The organism is Hymenobacter profundi (assembly GCF_019334315.1).
In the GTDB taxonomy this organism is placed as follows: Bacteria; Bacteroidota; Bacteroidia; order Cytophagales; family Hymenobacteraceae; genus Hymenobacter; species Hymenobacter profundi.
In genome coordinates this window covers 1-16,035 of record NZ_JAHWGL010000038.1, presented here as the reverse complement: position 1 = coordinate 16,035, position 16,035 = coordinate 1, and the positions used below count along the sequence as shown (strand labels likewise).

The following is a 16,035-nucleotide window of genomic DNA, read 5'->3' as shown; positions in this document are numbered from 1 at the left end:
CTCTCCCGGAGGGGAGGGACCGGGGGTGGGGTCACGGCAACCCTATTTCGACAACGAGAAGGGCGCATCCTCCAAGGCCGTTCCTCTAGTCAGAGCCGGCGTGTTGGCCATCTGAAACGTCAGCTTGCCGCCTTTGGTCAGGTCGCCGTACGTGAGCCAGTGGTGCGTGTAAGGCTGGCCGTTGAGCGTGGCCGACTGGATGTAGACGTTGCGTTGCGTATTGTTTTGAGCCTCCATGACGAACTGCCGGCCGTTTTCCAGCGTGAGAGTAGCCTTGGGGAAGGCCGGACTGCCGATTACGTACTGGTCGGTGCCGGGGCACACGCTGTAGAGGCCTAGGGCGCTGAGCACGTACCAGGAGGAGGTTTGGCCCTGGTCTTCGTCGCCGGGGTAGCCGTTTTCGGTGGCGTTGTAGAGCTTGCGCATCACCTCGCGCACGTGTTGCTGGGTTTTCCAGGGCTGCCCGCCGTAGGTGTAGAGGTAGGGCATGTGCTGAATGGGCTGGTTGCCGTGGGCGTACTGCCCCATGTCGGCCATCACCATTTCCGTCATCTCGTGAATCATGCCACCATAGGTTCCTACCGCTACCGTATTGGGCTCCGAGAAGACCGAATCGAGCTTGCTAATGAAGTTTTGTTTGCCGCCCAGCAGGTTGATAAGCCCCTGCACGTCGTGAAACACGGACCACTCCCAGTGCCAGGCGTTGCCCTCAGTGAAGGGGCCGCCCCACTCTACGGGGTTGAAATTCGCTACCCACTCGCCGTTGGCCTGCCTACCCCGCATGAAGCCCGTTTGCGGGTCGTATACGTTGCGGTAGTTGTACATCTGGCGAGCAAAAATATCCTTGTAGAAGTTGTTGCCGATAGCGCTGGCCAGCTGATACGCGCAGAAATCGTCGTAGGCGTATTCCAGGGTTTTGGCCGTGGCCTCTCGATATTTAGGGTAGGGCACGTAGCCGAGCTGGTAGTACTCGGCGAAGCCGTGGCGGCCGTTGGCGGGGCCCCAGGGGCCTTTGTTGGTGGCCTCGTGCAGGTAGGCGCGCAGGGCTTGTTCGGGGTCAAAGGTGCGGATGCCCTTCATCCAGGCATCCGTAAGCAACGAAATGGCATGGTTGCCGATCATGCTACCCGCTTCGCCGGGAAACGACCACGAAGGCAGCCAGCCGCATTGCTCTTGTGCCGCCAGCAAGGCCTGCATATAGCGGCCGTGCATGGTAGGGTAGAGCAAGGCATTCAGCGGAAACTGCGCCCGGAAAGTGTCCCAAAAGCCCGTGTCGGTGAACATGTAGCCATCGTGCACCTTGCTGTCGTAGGGGCTGAAATAGTAAGGTTTGCCCGTTTTGTCATACTCGTAAAACTGCCGCGAAAATAGGCTGGCCCGGAAAAAGCAGGAGTAGAACGTGGCTTTGTCTTCTTCACTGCCGCCCTCCATATTAATCCGGCCTAAGTGTCGGTTCCAAGTAGTGGCAGCAGCGGCTTTGGTTTCTTCCAGCTTTTTGAACTTGCCCAACTCTGCCCGCAACGTCACGCTGGCCTGCTCGGGGCTGATGTAGGAAGAGGCAGTCTTGGCCTGTACCGTAGCGCCGTCCTTGAAGCGCAGATACACGCCTACCCCTTCACCGGCGCTCTGTTGCTGGCCAGCCTGCACCGTATTCTTACGGTTCTCCCAAGTGCCGTAGGCCGTGAAGGGTTGGTCGAAGACCACTTCCAGGTAGCTCTTCAACGAGTGGTCTTTATTGCTTTTGTTGTTGCTGACGTACCCGGTTATTTTCCGCTCCTTCGGCCAGATTTTCAGCTCACTGATGCCCGTGTAGCCATCGAGCACCACGTAGCTGGCCGCCTTGGGAAACCGGAACCGCAGGTGAGCACCGCGCTCGGTGGGTGCTATTTCGGTGGTGACGTGGTTGGCGAGCGTGACTTTATAATAGTGTGGCTTCGCAATTTCGTCGGTGTGGGAGAAGCCGGTGGCTCGCTCGTTTTCCCCTACCACTAGCTGGCCGCTCACCGGCATTAGCGAAAACACGCAGTAGTCCTCGGTCCAGGAGCTGCACTGGTGCGCCTGCTGAAAGCCCCGGATGGTTTTTTTAGCGTATTGGTATTTCCAGCCGTCGCCGTTCTTGCCGGTTTGCGGCGTCCAGGTGTGCATTCCGAAGGGTAGGGCCGTGGTGGGGTAGGTGTTGCCGCGGGTCAGGTGAAAGTCGGAATTCGTACCCTGCAACGTATTCACATAAGCAACCAAATCTCGCTGCTGCGCTTTCGCGGCAAATGCGCCAATTTGTAGAAACAGGAAGAGGCGTAAAGCATTCTTTTGCATAGCGTGTCCTTGGTGGGTGCAGGATTTTCTACCCTACTCTGCTTTGACAGTGTGGGGTATGTCCTTCAATCGACACAGTTAGAACACGATAGCTGCTTTATAATCTGATGGGGTAGAGCCACAACATTTTGTGGCTCGTCGTTGAACGACCCATGAGTAGTACCGTCTGAGTAAATCACATCAGCAAGGAGGAGACACACGATGTTGTGTCTCTACCCTCCAGATAGTCAATCAGTCTTACGGAATAGTAGCCAGAAAACCTGCCACGGTTTGTTGCCACAGTGCGGGCTGTTTCCGCCAGTAGGGCTCGTGGCCGGCCAGCGCAAAATCCTGCCGCTGCTTCGGCCCGCGCAACCCACGGAAAACGGCGTCTGTTTCGGCGCGTGTTACGCGGGCATCCTGCTCGCCCCATAGCAGGAGGGTAGGGGTTGTAATATGGGTAGCGTAGTCGGTGGCCTTCAGCCCATAGGCCCAGAAACCATTCTGCACGCCGCCCCAAAATACCAGCAAATGTGCCATCGGAAAGCTGGGTACATGCATAGCCGCAAAGCGGTTTTGAGCGGTTTGCAGCATACTGCCGTACGGGCATTCCACAATATTGGCCGCCGGCCGAACGCCCAGCTCACTTTCAGCCCGCAAAATGGCCACGGCACCCATGCTGGGGCCATACAGCACAAGCGGGCCGGTAGCAGGTTGCCGCTGCAACCACTGCACTACCGCCGCCACATCGTACGCCTCGCGGTAGCCAACGGTAGTACGGTAACCCTCAGAGCCGCCACTACCAGCAAAATCGACCAGCAACACCGCATAGCCCAACCGACGAAAGTAGGCCGCCTCCGTCACCAGCTTCGATTTGTTGCTAGTGTAGCCGTGGAACAGCGCCACCGTACCGCGCCGCCCGGCCACCGAGCTATACCACGCAGCCAACCGGCCATTGGGGCTCTGAATGAAAACAGATCGGTAGGGGAAAGACGGCACGCCCTCGTTCACCGGCTTGGGGTTACGCACACCGGTAAGCAACAGCGCCAGCTTCTGGGCAGTGGAAACCCGTTCCGGGCTTTGGGTGCGCGGCCCGGTAGGCGCCATAAAATGCGTGAAGCGCCACGCGTGAAAAAACGCTATGACGTTCATTCCCAGCAGCGCAAGCAGCAATGCCCACAGCCACCACCGCCGGCGCATTATTTCCGGCCAGCATTGCGGCCGCCGCTGGTAGGGCGGCTTGTGCCGGGTTTCCGGCTGGCGCCGCGGCTGCCCTTGTCGGAGGGTTTGCCTTTGTCGTTGGAGCGGGCATCCGGTTTGCCACCAAAACCGCCGCGGTTGTAGCCGCCGGCTGTGTTTTTGGGCTTGGTGCTGGGGCGTATGCCGCCGGGCCAAAACTCACCCTTTTTGCGGCTGTCGGTGGCGCGGGAAGTGCCGGCCTCGGCGGTTTGGGCGTCGGTGAGGTCCTTGAACGTCTGTATTTCGGCGGCGGTCAGCTCACGCCACTGGCCAGGCGCCAGGTCCAGTAAGTCGATGCCAGCCAGCCGGGCGCGTACCAGGCGCAGGGTAGGGAAACCCACGGCGGCCGTCATCTTACGCACCTGCCGGTTCATGCCCTGCGAAATCGTGATTTGCAGCCAGCTAGTGGGAATATTGGCTCGAAAGCGCACCGGCTTGCTCCGTTCCCACAGCGCGGGCGGCTCAGGTAGTAGCTCCGCCTCGGCGGGGGTCGTAAAACCAGATTTGATGTCCACGCCGCGGCGCAGTTGCTCCAGGGCTTCCTCCGTCGGCTCGCCCTCTACCTGCACCCAATACGTCTTCGGAATCTTAAAGCGCGGCTCTGACAGGCGGTGTTGCAACTGCTTATCATCGGTGAGCAGCACCAAACCTTCGGAGTCATAGTCCAGCCGACCTACGGGGTAGATGTTGGGTACGGCCACAAAGTCTTTGAGCGTGGCCCGGCCGCTTTCGTCGGTGAACTGAGTGAGGACTTCGTAGGGCTTGTTGAGCAGCAGGTAGCGCATGGGAGCAAGATAAAATACCCTGCAAAGGTCAACAAATTTCAGGCCCCACCGCCACGCTTAGCGCCCCAGCTTGCGCAAACGGGTCTGCACTACCCCTTCGGGTATCACCTCGTGCATGGTACCCGAGCGGTAGACCACGTACGTGGCGCTATCGTGGCGGGCAATGCCGTGGCCTCCCGAGGTATCGTAAGTGTGCGCCAGCAGCGTGCCAATGCGTACCGTATCGGCGGGGCGGCGGGGGGGTAGAATCAGAGGCGGCACGGTATCAGGGGCAAGCGCGGCGGCATTCAACACCGCCATGCGCGCCTGGTAGGCCAGAGAATCGTAGCGCGTGTAGGGGCGCGAGCGGAACTCGCCCGGCTTGTAGTCCTCTTTATGCGTGAAGTGGGCGTGCACTGCTTCTTTCACTTGGGCCTGAGCTTTCTCCTCAGCAGTTTGCTGACAGGCAGACAGGCAGGAAATCAGGAGCAGAGCAGGGAAAAGGGATTTCATAGGAAGAGTAGGTAGGGCAAAAGCAAGACAGAACGGCTGGCCGACAAAAACAACTGGTTTGGCTGCGCCACTCGCAGATGCGAAAAAGATTAGATAGCGCCCGAATATTTCCGGATGGCCCATTCGGCCGTCACGAACGCCAGCAGCAGGAAAAACAGCCATTTCTGGTCAATCAATTCCTTTAAATCTTCCTGCGAATAAATAACCGGCTTGTAATTAGCCTTCTCAATATCCTGGGCGAGCTGCGCAAACTGATTAGGGTAGTACAAGCGCTGCCCACTCTGACGGCTGAGCTGGTAGAGCAGGTTGTGGTCGGCGCGCGACTGAAGGGCTTCCAACTGCTGCTCTTGCACCAATAGCTCGCCGCTGGCCTGCTGAGGCTGACCGCCTAGGGTAGCGCGGGCCTGGTAGCGGTAGAGCCCGCCAGGCAGCGGCCCCAGGTGGAGCGGCGAACCGTCCTCGCTGTTACTGAAGGTGAACGTGCGCGGCTGGTTCTGTTCGTTGGTAAGCGTGAGCGTAATCTTCTGATTGTAAATGCGCTCGAAGATGGCATTGTACGTCTCTACGCCAAACGTCACGTCGTCGCGGGTCGTGAAGTCGTCCTGGGTAGAGTACACGTCGAGGCGCTTCTTGTTGGCGTTTTGCGTCAGGAGTTGCAGCGTGCGTACCACCAAGCGGTCGTAGGCCTCGGGGCGGTCGTCGTGCTCCACGGCTTCCTGCAAGCGCCACTGCCAGCTTCCTTCCGTGAGCAGGGTAGCCGTTTTGGTCTGCGTGCCGCCGCCAAATACCAACAGGGGCTTGGTGGTGCGCAGGCGTCCTACCTGTTGCAACAAAGCGGCTTCGGCACCGCCACTCAACTGCACCTCCCCAAAGGGCACCGGTGCGGGTGGGTAGGCAGCGAAGCGCTGCAAGTCATCCTGCGAAAAGGTGAAACGGGCAAAAGCCGGATTGGGCGCGGGCGTTACGTCGTCGGTCTGCTGGCCGCGGGGCTGCACCGTCAGGCCCACGCCGGCGTTGTTGAACGCCGTGAAATCGGACTGCGCGCCCAGGATGTACAAGGCCGGTAGGCGCTGCTGGCGCACCAGGTTCAGCACTTCCTGCCCTACCCCCAGCCGACTGGGCAGCTGGTGCAAAATGGCCACGTCGTAGTCCTGGGCTTTCAGGGGCGTGATGCTGGGCAGGTAGGCCACCAGCTCGTAGTTGTCGTTGCTGCTAATGGCGGCGCGCAGGGCTTTTAGATCGGGGTGGGGCGCGGCGGCGGCCAACAGCACGCGCAGCTTGCCGCGCACCACATCCACATAAGCAAACTTGCTGTTGTTGAGCAAGGTAAACTCGCCGGCTTGCTTCTGAATAACAACCTCGTAACGCCGCTTGCCGGGGGCGGGCGCTGTCAGTAAAAACGTGGTTTTGATGCGGCGCTGATTTGCTGGCAGCCGTACGGTGTTGGTCGCCAGCACGCGGCCGCCCTCGCGCAGCTGCACGGTGGCCGTGCCGCCCGCGAAACCATCGTAGGCCACTTCCGCTTCAATTGGGAATTTATTGCCGCTGAAGGCCACGCGGTTGTAGTTGAGCGCAGGTAGGCTGAGGTCTTTCTTGGGCACCGTGTCGCCCACGGCCACGCCGTAAATCGGGAATTTGTAGGTGGTGTATGCTGGCGCCCTACCCTGGTTCACAATGCCATCGGAAAGTAGCACCACACCGGCCAGGTTGCGCCCCTCGTAGCCCTCCTGCACGCCCCCGAGCAGCGCATCGAGGTCGGTGGCCGCCGCCGTGAAGCGCACCGAATCGGGGGTAGCGGGTAGGCGCGGGGCGGGAGGTAGGGTGCGGGTTTCCACGTTGAAACCGCGGTCGCGCAGGGTAGCAGCCAGTTGCGTGAGGCCCGTGCGCGCCTGCTGCAACACCGGTGCCGGCGTAAACAGCTCCACCGACTGCGAGTTATCTACGGCCAGCACAAGGGTAGGCGCTTCGGTGGTATTGGTGGTGGCGCGCACAAACGGCCCCAGCAGCAGAAAGCACAAAAAGCTTACAACCACAAAGCGCAACGCGGCCAACAGATAGTTGACGGGCTTGCTCCACGGCGCCCGCGCCGAGTAAAGCAAGGCCGCATAGCCGGCGCCTACGGCCAGGCACAGCAGGATAAACCAGGGAGAATAAGCGGTAGTCAGCAAAAGGCGACGATATCAGATGGAATGCTAAGAACCCCGGAGCAGCGGGGATAGTTGCGCGAACTGGTAGCAGAGCGAAGGTAGGAAGTTACGCGGGAGAACTGAGTGAATGGAAAAAATGGATAGCTTAGCCGCAGCAGTATTCCTTAACGAACCAGACGGTTCTTCTATTCTGTATGCGATACCATTACGTGGTCGGGCTGGCTGTAGCTGCTTTGCTAGGCGTGCAATCCGCTCAGGCGCAGTCTTCTGCTGATGCTCTGCTAGCGGCCCGCCTTTCTCTGTCGAAACAAGATTACGCTGCCGCCAGCGCCACCTACCAACAAGCCCTGAAGCGCCAGCCCGGCGCCGCTAAGGACTACTACCAGGCTGCCGAAGCCGCTGCCCGCAACCAGGAACCCAAAGCGGCGCTGCAACTGCTGAAACAAGCTGTCAACAAAGGCTACTTCCCGGCAGAGGACCTCGAAGCGGAAGAAAGCTTCATGTCGCTGACTTCGCAAGCTGGCTGGAACCACCTCCTCACCCGCGCCCGCACCAAGCAGCAGCGCCACGAGGCGCGCTTCGATCCGCAGCTGGTGGCGTTGTTGAAAAAGATAGAGTATCAGGATCAGCACTTTCGTTTAGTAACAGAAGTGGCAGATAAGAAGCTTGGACTAAATTCGGCGCAAGCCGATGACGCTATGCGCCAGCAAAGTGTTATGGACTATCAAACAATCAAACAGGTAGACAGCCTGATTGCCCAACATGGTTATCCTGGCAAGTCACTGGTAGGCGAGTATCAAAAGGACGTGGCGTTTTTTGTGATCCAGCATAATCCCGACGCGAAGTATCTACCGTTGCTCACTGCTGCCGCTGATCAAGGCGAGTTCTCATGGTCAGCGCTGGCCCTCCTCATCGACCGCTTAAAAACTGAGCAAGGAGAAAAACAGGTGTATGGCTCACAATCACTCTTCGACCGGAAAGGACATGGGAAACTCTACCCTATCGAAGACGAGGTAAGGGTGAATGAACGGCGGGCAAAAGTTGGTTTAGAGCCGTTAGAGGAATATTTGCACCAGCATGGTCTTGTGTACCAAGCGCCTACTGCGGCGGGTAATCTTAATCCGCCAGAGCTATATGTTGACTTCAAGGAAGGGCAAGAAGCTGAAGAGAGGCCCAGTGTAGAACTCGTCGGCGGCTACGAAACTCTATACGCCGGCCTGCGCTACCCCGAAGCGGCCCGGCAGCAAAACGTAAGCGGCCACGTCACCGTGCAGCTTACCATTGATAAAGATGGCGTGCCGAAAGACTTGGCCGTGGTGAACGGCCTGGGTCACGGCTGCGACGAAGAAGCTCTGCGCGCCATGCGGGCCGCCCGATTCATCAATGCTGCCGGCGAAGACCACGAGATACGGATGGAACTGCCGTTTCCGTACGAGCCGGCCAGAAAGTGAAATACGCCGTCGTGTGGGCTGGAATTGGCCGGCCTATGCTGCGCTACAGCAGAAAACCCTACCGCACGGCCAACTCTACCTGCACATTCTTCCGTCTGCTCACCACCAGGGCCACGCAACACAGGATGCCGCCTACTACCAGCGCCGCGCCTACCCACTCGGGCGAGGTGTAGCCCAGACCAGCCGCAATGGGTAGGCCGCCCAGGTAGGCGCCTAGCGCATTGCCGGTATTGAAGCCCGACTGGCTCAGGGACGAGGCCAGCATCTCGGAGCCCTTCGCCGCCCGAATCATAAGCATCTGGATGGGGGCCGCTGTGGAAAAGGCCAGAGCGCCCGTCAGCATGGTCATCAGGATGGTCGGGAGTTGGTGGTGGGCAGCGAAGGGTGTGATGAGCAGGGCGCCCGTCATGGCGGCCAGCAGCCAGGTAGTGGCCCGCAGCGGTGAGATACGGTCGGTGAGCCAGCCGCCCAGCAGGTTGCCCAGCGACATGCCCACGCCCGCCAGCACCATCAGAAACGTGACAGCATTAGGGCTGAAGCCGGCCACCTCGGTGAACAGCGGCACAATGTAGCTGAACCACGCGAAAAAGCCCCCATTGCCCAGAATGGTAATGCCGATAATCAACCATGGTTCCAGCCGGGTGAAAGCGCGGAACTCCTGGCGTAGGTTGGTTTCCTTGGCGGGTAGGTCGGGAATCCAGCGCCGCACGCTCAGCACCGTGAGCAGGGCTACCACCACAATGAGCACGAATGGAATACGCCAGCTGAAGGTGTGGCCCAGGTACGTGCCAATCGGCACCCCGATAATATTGGCCACCGTCAGGCCCGCAAACATGATGGAAACGGCCTGCGCCTCTTTGCCCGGTGCGGCCAGGCGCCCCGCTACCACCGCGCCTACCCCGAAAAACGCTCCGTGTGGCAGGCCCGAAATAAAGCGGGTCAGCAGCATCAGTTCGTAGTTGGGCACCAGCACCGACAGGGCGTTGCCGAAAGCAAATAGGCCCATGAGGAGCGCCAGAATCTGCCGGGGCGGGAGCTTGCCGGTAAGGGCCACCAGCAGCGGCGCCCCTACTACCACGCCCAGCGCGTAGGCTGAAATAAAGTGTCCGGCCGTAGGAATGGACAGGTGCATGGCCTGGGCAATATCCGGCAAAATGCCCATCATCACGAATTCGGTCATGCCAATGGCAAACCCACCCAGTGTGAGGGGAATCAGGGTACGTTTGGAAGTCATAGGGAAAGTAGGGGCGCAATAAGAAATGACGAGCGGCGCCCGGTTGAAGCTTGTACAACCCGGCTTGGATCTACTTGTTTGGAAAGGTAGGGGTGCAGCCGGGCATCAACGTGTCAACGAACATGCAAGATATAGCCTCCGCACCTTGGGTAGCGGGTGGCTACTCAATCAGCTTAAACCCTACCCCCCGGATATTCAGAATATGCAACGACGCATCCTGCCGCAGATGCTTGCGCAGGCGCGACACGTACACGTCCATGGTGCGGGCAGTGAAGAAGTTGTCGTCGCCCCAGAGGCGGCGGAGGCAGGTGCGGCGGTCCACCACGCCGTTGCGATGCTGGACCAAGAGCAAAAGCAACTCGTTTTCGCGGGCGGAAAGGCGAGCCGTACAAGCGCCGTCCAGCCACAGTTCCTGCCGTAGCGGCCGAAACTGGTAGCGGCCCAGCGGCACCACCTCCGGCGTGGTTGTGGTGGCTGGCGCAGTGCGGCGCAGCAGTTCGCGCACCCGCAGCAGCAACTCTTCTAGGCTAAAGGGCTTCTTGAGGTAGTCGTTGCCGCCGGCCTCGAAACCCTGCACCACATCGGCGGTGGTAGAGCGGGCCGTGAGGAATAGCACCGGCAGTTCGGCGTGGGTAGTGCGCAGGGCACGCACCACGCTGAACCCGTCGAGGCCGGGCAGCATTACGTCCACCAGTAACAGATCGGGTGGATGCTGGCGGGCCGCTTGCAGACCCCGATGGCCATCGGCGTAGTGCTGCACCCGGTAGCCGCTGCGCTCCAATGCCTCGCTGAGTAGGCGGGCCAGCGGCAGTTCATCTTCCAATAGCAGAATGGTGGGCAGCGGCATCAGGCAAGTGGAAGAGTGAGAAGGAACGTGGTGCCCTGACCGGTTTTGCTGTGGAGCTGCAAACTGCCGCCATGCTGTTCAGCTACCTGGCGGGCATAATGTAATCCCAGGCCGTAGCCTTTCACGGCGTGCACATTCCCGCTAGGCACCCGAAAAAACTTGTCGAATACATGTGCCTGAAATGTAGCCGGAATACCGGGACCATCGTCGTGAACGTGCAGGCTGATGCCGGTGGGGGCGGTTTCGAGGTGCAGCCGCAGGTGCGGGCCGCCGTATTTGCGGGCGTTGTCGAGGAGCGTGCTCAACACGTTGGCGAGGTGCGTGGCATCGCCGCACACCATGGCCGGAATGGCAGGAGGTTCCCAGCACACGTGCCGATCTGTCTGCGCGAAATGCGGGGCGTGCTGGGTGAGCGTAGTAGTGATGAGCTGAACCCAGTCGAGTGGCTGGCGGGCGAGGGGTAGGGCGTGTTGCTCCAGCGCCATGCTGCGCAAGATCTGCTCAATCAACCCATTCAGCCGGCCCGCCTGTTCGCTGATAAGGGCGGTATACTCGGCGCTGGTAACGGTATCCAGCTGAAAATATTGAAGCGAATCGGCGGCGAGCTGGATGGTAGCCACGGGCGTCTTCAGCTCGTGGGTCATGTTGTGGGTGAAGTCGTCTTTGAGGTCAGCGAGACGTTTTTGGCGGCGCATGGTGCTCACGGTGTAGCCGAAGCAGCCCAGCACCAGCCCCATCAGCAGCCCCGACGCCCACAGCACGCCGCGCAACTGCCGCAGCACTACGGCCGAGGTAGCGGGCAGCCACACCCGCACCGTTTGCTGGGCGGGTTGCCGCAATCCCAGTGGTTGCGGCGGTAACGCTACCGGAAAGGCCGTCGGTGCCGGGGGCATTGGGGCAGCGTGCACCGAAGAACGGAGCTGCACCTGAAAAGCTACCTCATGCAGCCCTCGGCGGCGCAGCTCGGCGGCAAAAAGCCGCTGAAACGTGGCTGGGGTGGTAGTGCTGCGCCGTACAGCCGTGTCGAGCTGACGACCGAGCCATTGCAGGTAGAAGTAATAGAAGCCTTCTTCCAGATTACGACGAACGGGTCCTTCCGTGAAGCGCCGGATGAAAAAGGCCTGCGCGGCCGGTGTGATATGCGCCAGGCGCGGCTTGAAATCTTCAAACCCAATGTCAAACTGATCTTTCGGGCGGGCGGGACGACCGTGGTGGTAGGCGGTCAGCCGAAATTCCGTCAGGCTGTCGTGGTTCACAAAACAGCTGATGCGCACGTGGCTGGTGTCGCGCAGCCAGCCGCGGTACTGCCGTAGTAACTGCTGCCGCTGCAACGCCAGGGCCTGGTCGCGGGTGGCTACCAATGCGGCCTGGGCATCCTGTATTAGGCGACGCTCGGCTTGCTGAAAAGTCTGGTAGGTCCAGTATGCCTGAAATATCAACACGCCCAACGTGCCGAGTAGCATGAGTCCCGTAGCCAGCCAGATGCGCTTGTTCATGCTGGCAAGGTAGGCAGCAGTAGGGCGCTTTCAACGGCTATTCACACTCTTTAACACTCGTTCACAAGCATTCACACTATGGCGTAGGTAGGCCGGCTTCCTTTGTTGAAAAGCCAATAGCCGTATGAAAAGCCTGTTTCTGTTTCCACTCGTTGCGCTAGGTAGCGTAGCCCTACCTTCTCCCAAAGGCACAATGCCACCACTGCGCCCAACTCATGCCGCACCCGATAGCACCGCGGTGCGCGTGATACACGGGGCCGATGAACCAGAAGTAAATGAGGTGTTAACTAGCGTGCTGCACGTGGAGAAGCAGCGCCTGTCCATTCACGACCCGCGCCTGGCCGGGCGCCTATTTCACATCACCTATCAGGAATACCGCCAGGGCAAAGCCGAACCGGAGCGCGAACTGACGTCGCAATTTGCCCGCTTGTTGCAGTTCGACTCCACTGGGGCTTTTACCTGCACCGTATACTCCCGCCGCGCTGCTGAAACGAAGGTGGAAAACCGCTTCCTTCTCCCGCAAGGCATGGTAATCAAAGCCTTCACCGCCGACCCCAAGCGCGCCGACCAATACAGCCTGCGCCCCGACATTCACCGCCTATACCGCGCCGCCGACCAAGCCGGTCGTCCCGCCAACAGCCCTGCTTCGGAAATACACTTACCCCTTGGTCGCAAAGTACCACTGGTAGTCTACACGCTGCCCTATGAGTCGGACGGGTTGCTGCTGTATTGCAACTTGGCGCAAAGCCGGGTGCCGGTAGGGGAGTGGTACGGGCGGTTTCATATCCCGCATTTTGTGGTGTATTACGTGCAGATCGAGCCCGAGAAAACCCAGGTTGCGAAGTAGCAACACGTGCTTTTGTGTCTCATCGTTGCTGATGTTGAATGTTCAATGACGAGACACAAAAGCACGTGTTGCTACTTCGGCTGTAGCTCCAGCACCGTCACCGAATACGGGTCGAGGGTGCGGGTGAACCGGGGAGCTACCCGCTTGATTTTGGCCGTAGCGGGAATAATCTTTTTGGGCTCCATGATGCTGTTCGTATCCTCTAGCTTGTTGCCTTTCAGTACCACCATGGTGGCGCTGGGCTCCAGCTTCGTAACGCCTTGCAGGTTGATGTCGATAGGCTGCTTGGTGCCCAGCGTGTTGACGAGCTTCAGATAAACGGCGCCGGTTTTATCGTCCTTGGTAGCGGCGTAGAACAGGCTGGGTACGGGCTTCGGCGTCCTACCCTCGGTGCTGTCGCGGCGAGTCATGGGGCGAGGGCGCATAGGGATGTTGGCGGCAGTGGTCGGCACAATCTGATTGCCTAAATACTCGCTGAACATCTTCTGCACATAGTAGGAAGGCGACCCGTAGCTGTTCAGCGCATCATAGCCAATGAGGTCCGAATCCCACTGCCAGGCCTTTTTGGCGGTGGCCGTGGCGGTATTCACATTCACAAATAGCGGCGCGTAGCACGACATCACCACCAGATCAGCGTTGCGCTCCATGCCGGTCATCCAGGCAGCGTCGCCCAGAGCGGCGTTTAGGTTGGTGGTGGGCACGCCCTCGCGCGTGGCCCATTCGCCTACAAAGATTTTGGGGCCGTTGCGGTCATAGGCATCGTACTGAGCGGCGTTCTGCCACATGTCCCAGGCATTGCGGTAGTAGTGCTCGTCTAGCAGCTCCGGTGCTTTGCCGGTGGTCACTTTCTGACTGGGAAATTGCGCGTCAGCAATAGTGGAAATGCAGTGCAGCTGCGGATATTTCTGCTCAATGGCGGTGCGAAACTGGTTGAAACGACCGTCGTAGCTGTTGCTCCGGTCAAACCAGTCCTCGTTGCCGATTTCTACGTAGCGCAGCTTAAATGGGGCGGGGTGGCCGTCGGCGGCGCGCTTGGCGCCCCAGTAGGTAGTCACGTCGCCCATCACGTACTCAATCTCATCTAGCGCATCCTCTACGTATGGTTTCAAGAGCGGCCCAGCATCCACATGGTCACCATTCAGCGAGTAGCCCGCATACACGCCCAGCAAGGGCTCGGCCTTAATTTCCTCGCACCACAGCAGGAACTCCATCAGCCCCATGCCATCGGAGGCACGGTAGCCCCAAGAGCCCCGGTGGCCGGGCCGACTTTCCAGCGGCCCCAGTGTGGTTTTCCAGGGAAACGCATCCGTCAGCAGCGGCCCTTCTAGGTAGTTGCCGCCGGGGAAGCGCAGAAAGGCAGGCTTCATATCCAGCATCATCTGCGTTAGATCAGGCCGGTTGCCGTTGGGGCGGTTATTGAAGGTAGGCGGAAACAGCGACACCAGATTGAAGTAGTACAGGCCGGGGCGGTCGGTGGAAATGACGAACCGGGCATCTTTCGTGGGCTTCACGTTGGCGCCGGTGGTCAGGGCCACGTTGTACTTCTTCCAATAGATGCTTTTTTCCAGGTTCACGGTGCCTGTGGCGTATACCGTTTTGCCGTCGTTGCTCTCGATGGTGACCCGCATGGGGCCAGCCGTATTGTCTTCAATAACGGGCCCGGCAGGTAGCGCGGGCTGACCAGGGCGCTGCCGCGGGGGCGGAATGCTACCCGTGCCTTTCAAGTAAAACGATGCTTGATAGGTGGTAGCAGGTTTCACGGGAATGCCCCAGTAGCCCTCATTAGCCACGCCTACCCGGCCATCGGCCTTCTCCACGGTCAGGCGCAGACAGGTGGTCAGAGCATCGTTTATGGCGTGGCGCCGCTCGTCGTACGGTACGTTGTCCTGGGTGGCGGCTATCAGCTTGATGCTGGCCTTGGAACCAGCCTTATCCTGCACTAAGCTCCACCCCTCGGGGGTGGTAGGGTCGTCTTTGAACGTGCGGTTGCGGATCAGCTCGGCGTACAAACCGCCATCGTAAGAATGGTTGATTTCCTCCGTCATCAGGCCATACAGCATAGGGCTGACCGCGGCGCCCGACTTCGATAAGTCCAGCGTGAGGGTAGGCTTCTGGGCCTGCGCGGGAGAGAACAGCAGTCCAGTGAGCAGCAGCGCACCAAAACTTGCTTGCACAAGTGTAGTTTGGGTAGTGGGGTTTTTCATGGGCAGGAAGTGAGTAAGACGAGAATAATGACGTCAAAAAGATGCGTATTTCCTTTTGTAGTTGCCTCATTTTCTGCGTTTATACTTCCGCGTGGATGCTTCTTGCTCAAGTGTTCACTTGCTCAGAAAACAAACTGAAACGAAGCCAGCCCGCTTCACCAAGCGTATCTTGGCGGAGCGGGCTGGCGCTATTCAGTGCAGTAAGTAACGTTAGGTCAGCATGCCGCCATCCACTTGCAGCACTTGGCCGGTGATGTACGAAGAATCGTCCGACGCCAGGAAAGCCGTGGCTTTAGCCACATCCTCGGGCGTGCCGCCGCGGCGTAGCGGAATGGCTTTGCGCCACTCGTCCACTTGCTTTTGGTCTAAGGCGCCTGTCATTTCGGTTTCAATGAAGCCGGGCGCAATGGCGTTGCAGCGAATATTGCGCGAGCCCAACTCCAGCGCCACCGACTTCGTGAAGCCAATAATACCGGCTTTGGAAGCCGCGTAGTTGGCCTGGCCCGCGTTGCCCTTCACGCCTACCACCGACGACATATTAATAATGCTGCCTGCCTTGGCGCGCATCATGGGTTTGGTGGCGGCTTTGGTGAGGTTGAACACCGATTTCAGGTTCACGGCCAGCACTTGGTCCCACTGCTGCTCGCTCATGCGCATGAGTAGGCCGTCCTGCGTGATGCCGGCGTTGTTCACCAGAATATCCAGCTTGCCGAACTCCGCTACCACATCGTCTACCAGCTTTTCAGCCTCGGCGAAGATGGAAGCGTCGGAGCGGAAGCCTTTCACTTTGGTGCCGAACTCAGCCAGTTCTTGTTCCAGCTGCTGGCCTTTTTCTACGCTGGAAAGGTAGGTGAAAGCCACTTGCGCGCCCTGCTGGGCAAAATATACGGCCAACGCACGGCCTATTCCTTTGGAAGCGCCCGTGATGAGGGCCACTTTTCCGTCGAGCAGTTTTGTCATTTAGTTTGAGCTGTTAGCCATTAGCTGCTAGCCGATAGCTT

General features: G+C 59.4%; 12 protein-coding genes. 2 read left to right on the top strand and 10 right to left on the bottom strand.

Annotated elements, in window-relative coordinates; translation table 11 throughout:
• Positions 1–42: 42 nt before the first annotated feature.
• The 5 genes from KYK14_RS10755 to KYK14_RS10735 all read right to left on the bottom strand — a co-directional run bounded on the left by KYK14_RS10755 (position 43) and on the right by KYK14_RS10735 (position 6,976).
• Positions 43–2,313: a GH92 family glycosyl hydrolase gene (locus tag KYK14_RS10755; RefSeq protein WP_219158838.1), complete on the bottom strand. Its 2,271-nt coding sequence runs from the start codon at positions 2,311–2,313 to the stop codon at positions 43–45.
• 237 nt (positions 2,314–2,550) lie between these two features.
• On the bottom strand, positions 2,551–3,444 hold the full coding sequence (locus KYK14_RS10750) for an alpha/beta hydrolase (RefSeq protein ID WP_219158837.1): 894 nt from the start codon (positions 3,442–3,444) through the stop codon (positions 2,551–2,553).
• 47 nt (positions 3,445–3,491) lie between these two features.
• The gene (locus tag KYK14_RS10745; protein ID WP_219158836.1) at positions 3,492–4,316 is read right to left on the bottom strand and encodes a pseudouridine synthase; all 825 of its coding nucleotides are present in this window, start codon (positions 4,314–4,316) and stop codon (positions 3,492–3,494) included.
• A gap of 57 nt (positions 4,317–4,373) precedes the next feature.
• Positions 4,374–4,808: a hypothetical protein gene (locus KYK14_RS10740; protein ID WP_219158835.1), complete on the bottom strand. Its 435-nt coding sequence runs from the start codon at positions 4,806–4,808 to the stop codon at positions 4,374–4,376.
• Between the two features lie 89 nt (positions 4,809–4,897).
• A complete protein-coding gene (locus KYK14_RS10735; protein WP_246601793.1) occupies positions 4,898–6,976 on the bottom strand; it encodes a VWA domain-containing protein in 2,079 nt (692 codons plus the stop codon).
• Between the two features lie 173 nt (positions 6,977–7,149).
• Between KYK14_RS10735 and KYK14_RS10730 the strand changes: the two genes are divergently transcribed.
• Positions 7,150–8,406 carry an energy transducer TonB gene (locus KYK14_RS10730; RefSeq protein WP_219158834.1) on the top strand — a complete coding sequence of 419 codons (1,257 nt, stop codon included), beginning with the start codon at positions 7,150–7,152 and terminating at the stop codon, positions 8,404–8,406.
• Positions 8,407–8,464: 58 nt separating this feature from the next.
• On the opposite strand, the gene KYK14_RS10725 is transcribed toward KYK14_RS10730, so the two are convergent.
• The 3 genes from KYK14_RS10725 to KYK14_RS10715 form a co-directional block, all read right to left on the bottom strand.
• A complete protein-coding gene (locus tag KYK14_RS10725) occupies positions 8,465–9,640 on the bottom strand; it encodes an MFS transporter (protein ID WP_219158833.1) in 1,176 nt (391 codons plus the stop codon).
• Positions 9,641–9,800: 160 nt separating this feature from the next.
• Positions 9,801–10,487: a response regulator transcription factor gene (locus tag KYK14_RS10720; protein ID WP_246601792.1), complete on the bottom strand. Its 687-nt coding sequence runs from the start codon at positions 10,485–10,487 to the stop codon at positions 9,801–9,803.
• Positions 10,487–11,983, bottom strand: a complete 1,497-nt coding sequence (locus KYK14_RS10715) for a sensor histidine kinase (protein ID WP_219158832.1) — start codon at positions 11,981–11,983, stop codon at positions 10,487–10,489. Before KYK14_RS10715 ends, KYK14_RS10720 begins: the two co-directional genes overlap by 1 nt.
• A gap of 124 nt (positions 11,984–12,107) precedes the next feature.
• On the opposite strand from KYK14_RS10715, the gene KYK14_RS10710 reads away from it, so the two are divergent.
• Positions 12,108–12,830: a hypothetical protein gene (locus KYK14_RS10710; RefSeq protein ID WP_219158831.1), complete on the top strand. Its 723-nt coding sequence runs from the start codon at positions 12,108–12,110 to the stop codon at positions 12,828–12,830.
• A gap of 71 nt (positions 12,831–12,901) precedes the next feature.
• On the opposite strand, the gene KYK14_RS10705 is transcribed toward KYK14_RS10710, so the two are convergent.
• A complete protein-coding gene (locus KYK14_RS10705) occupies positions 12,902–15,034 on the bottom strand; it encodes an alpha-L-arabinofuranosidase C-terminal domain-containing protein (protein WP_219158830.1) in 2,133 nt (710 codons plus the stop codon).
• A 210-nt stretch (positions 15,035–15,244) separates the two neighbouring features.
• Positions 15,245–15,994: a 3-oxoacyl-[acyl-carrier-protein] reductase gene (fabG, locus tag KYK14_RS10700; RefSeq protein WP_185280875.1), complete on the bottom strand. Its 750-nt coding sequence runs from the start codon at positions 15,992–15,994 to the stop codon at positions 15,245–15,247.
• Positions 15,995–16,035 lie beyond the last annotated feature (41 nt).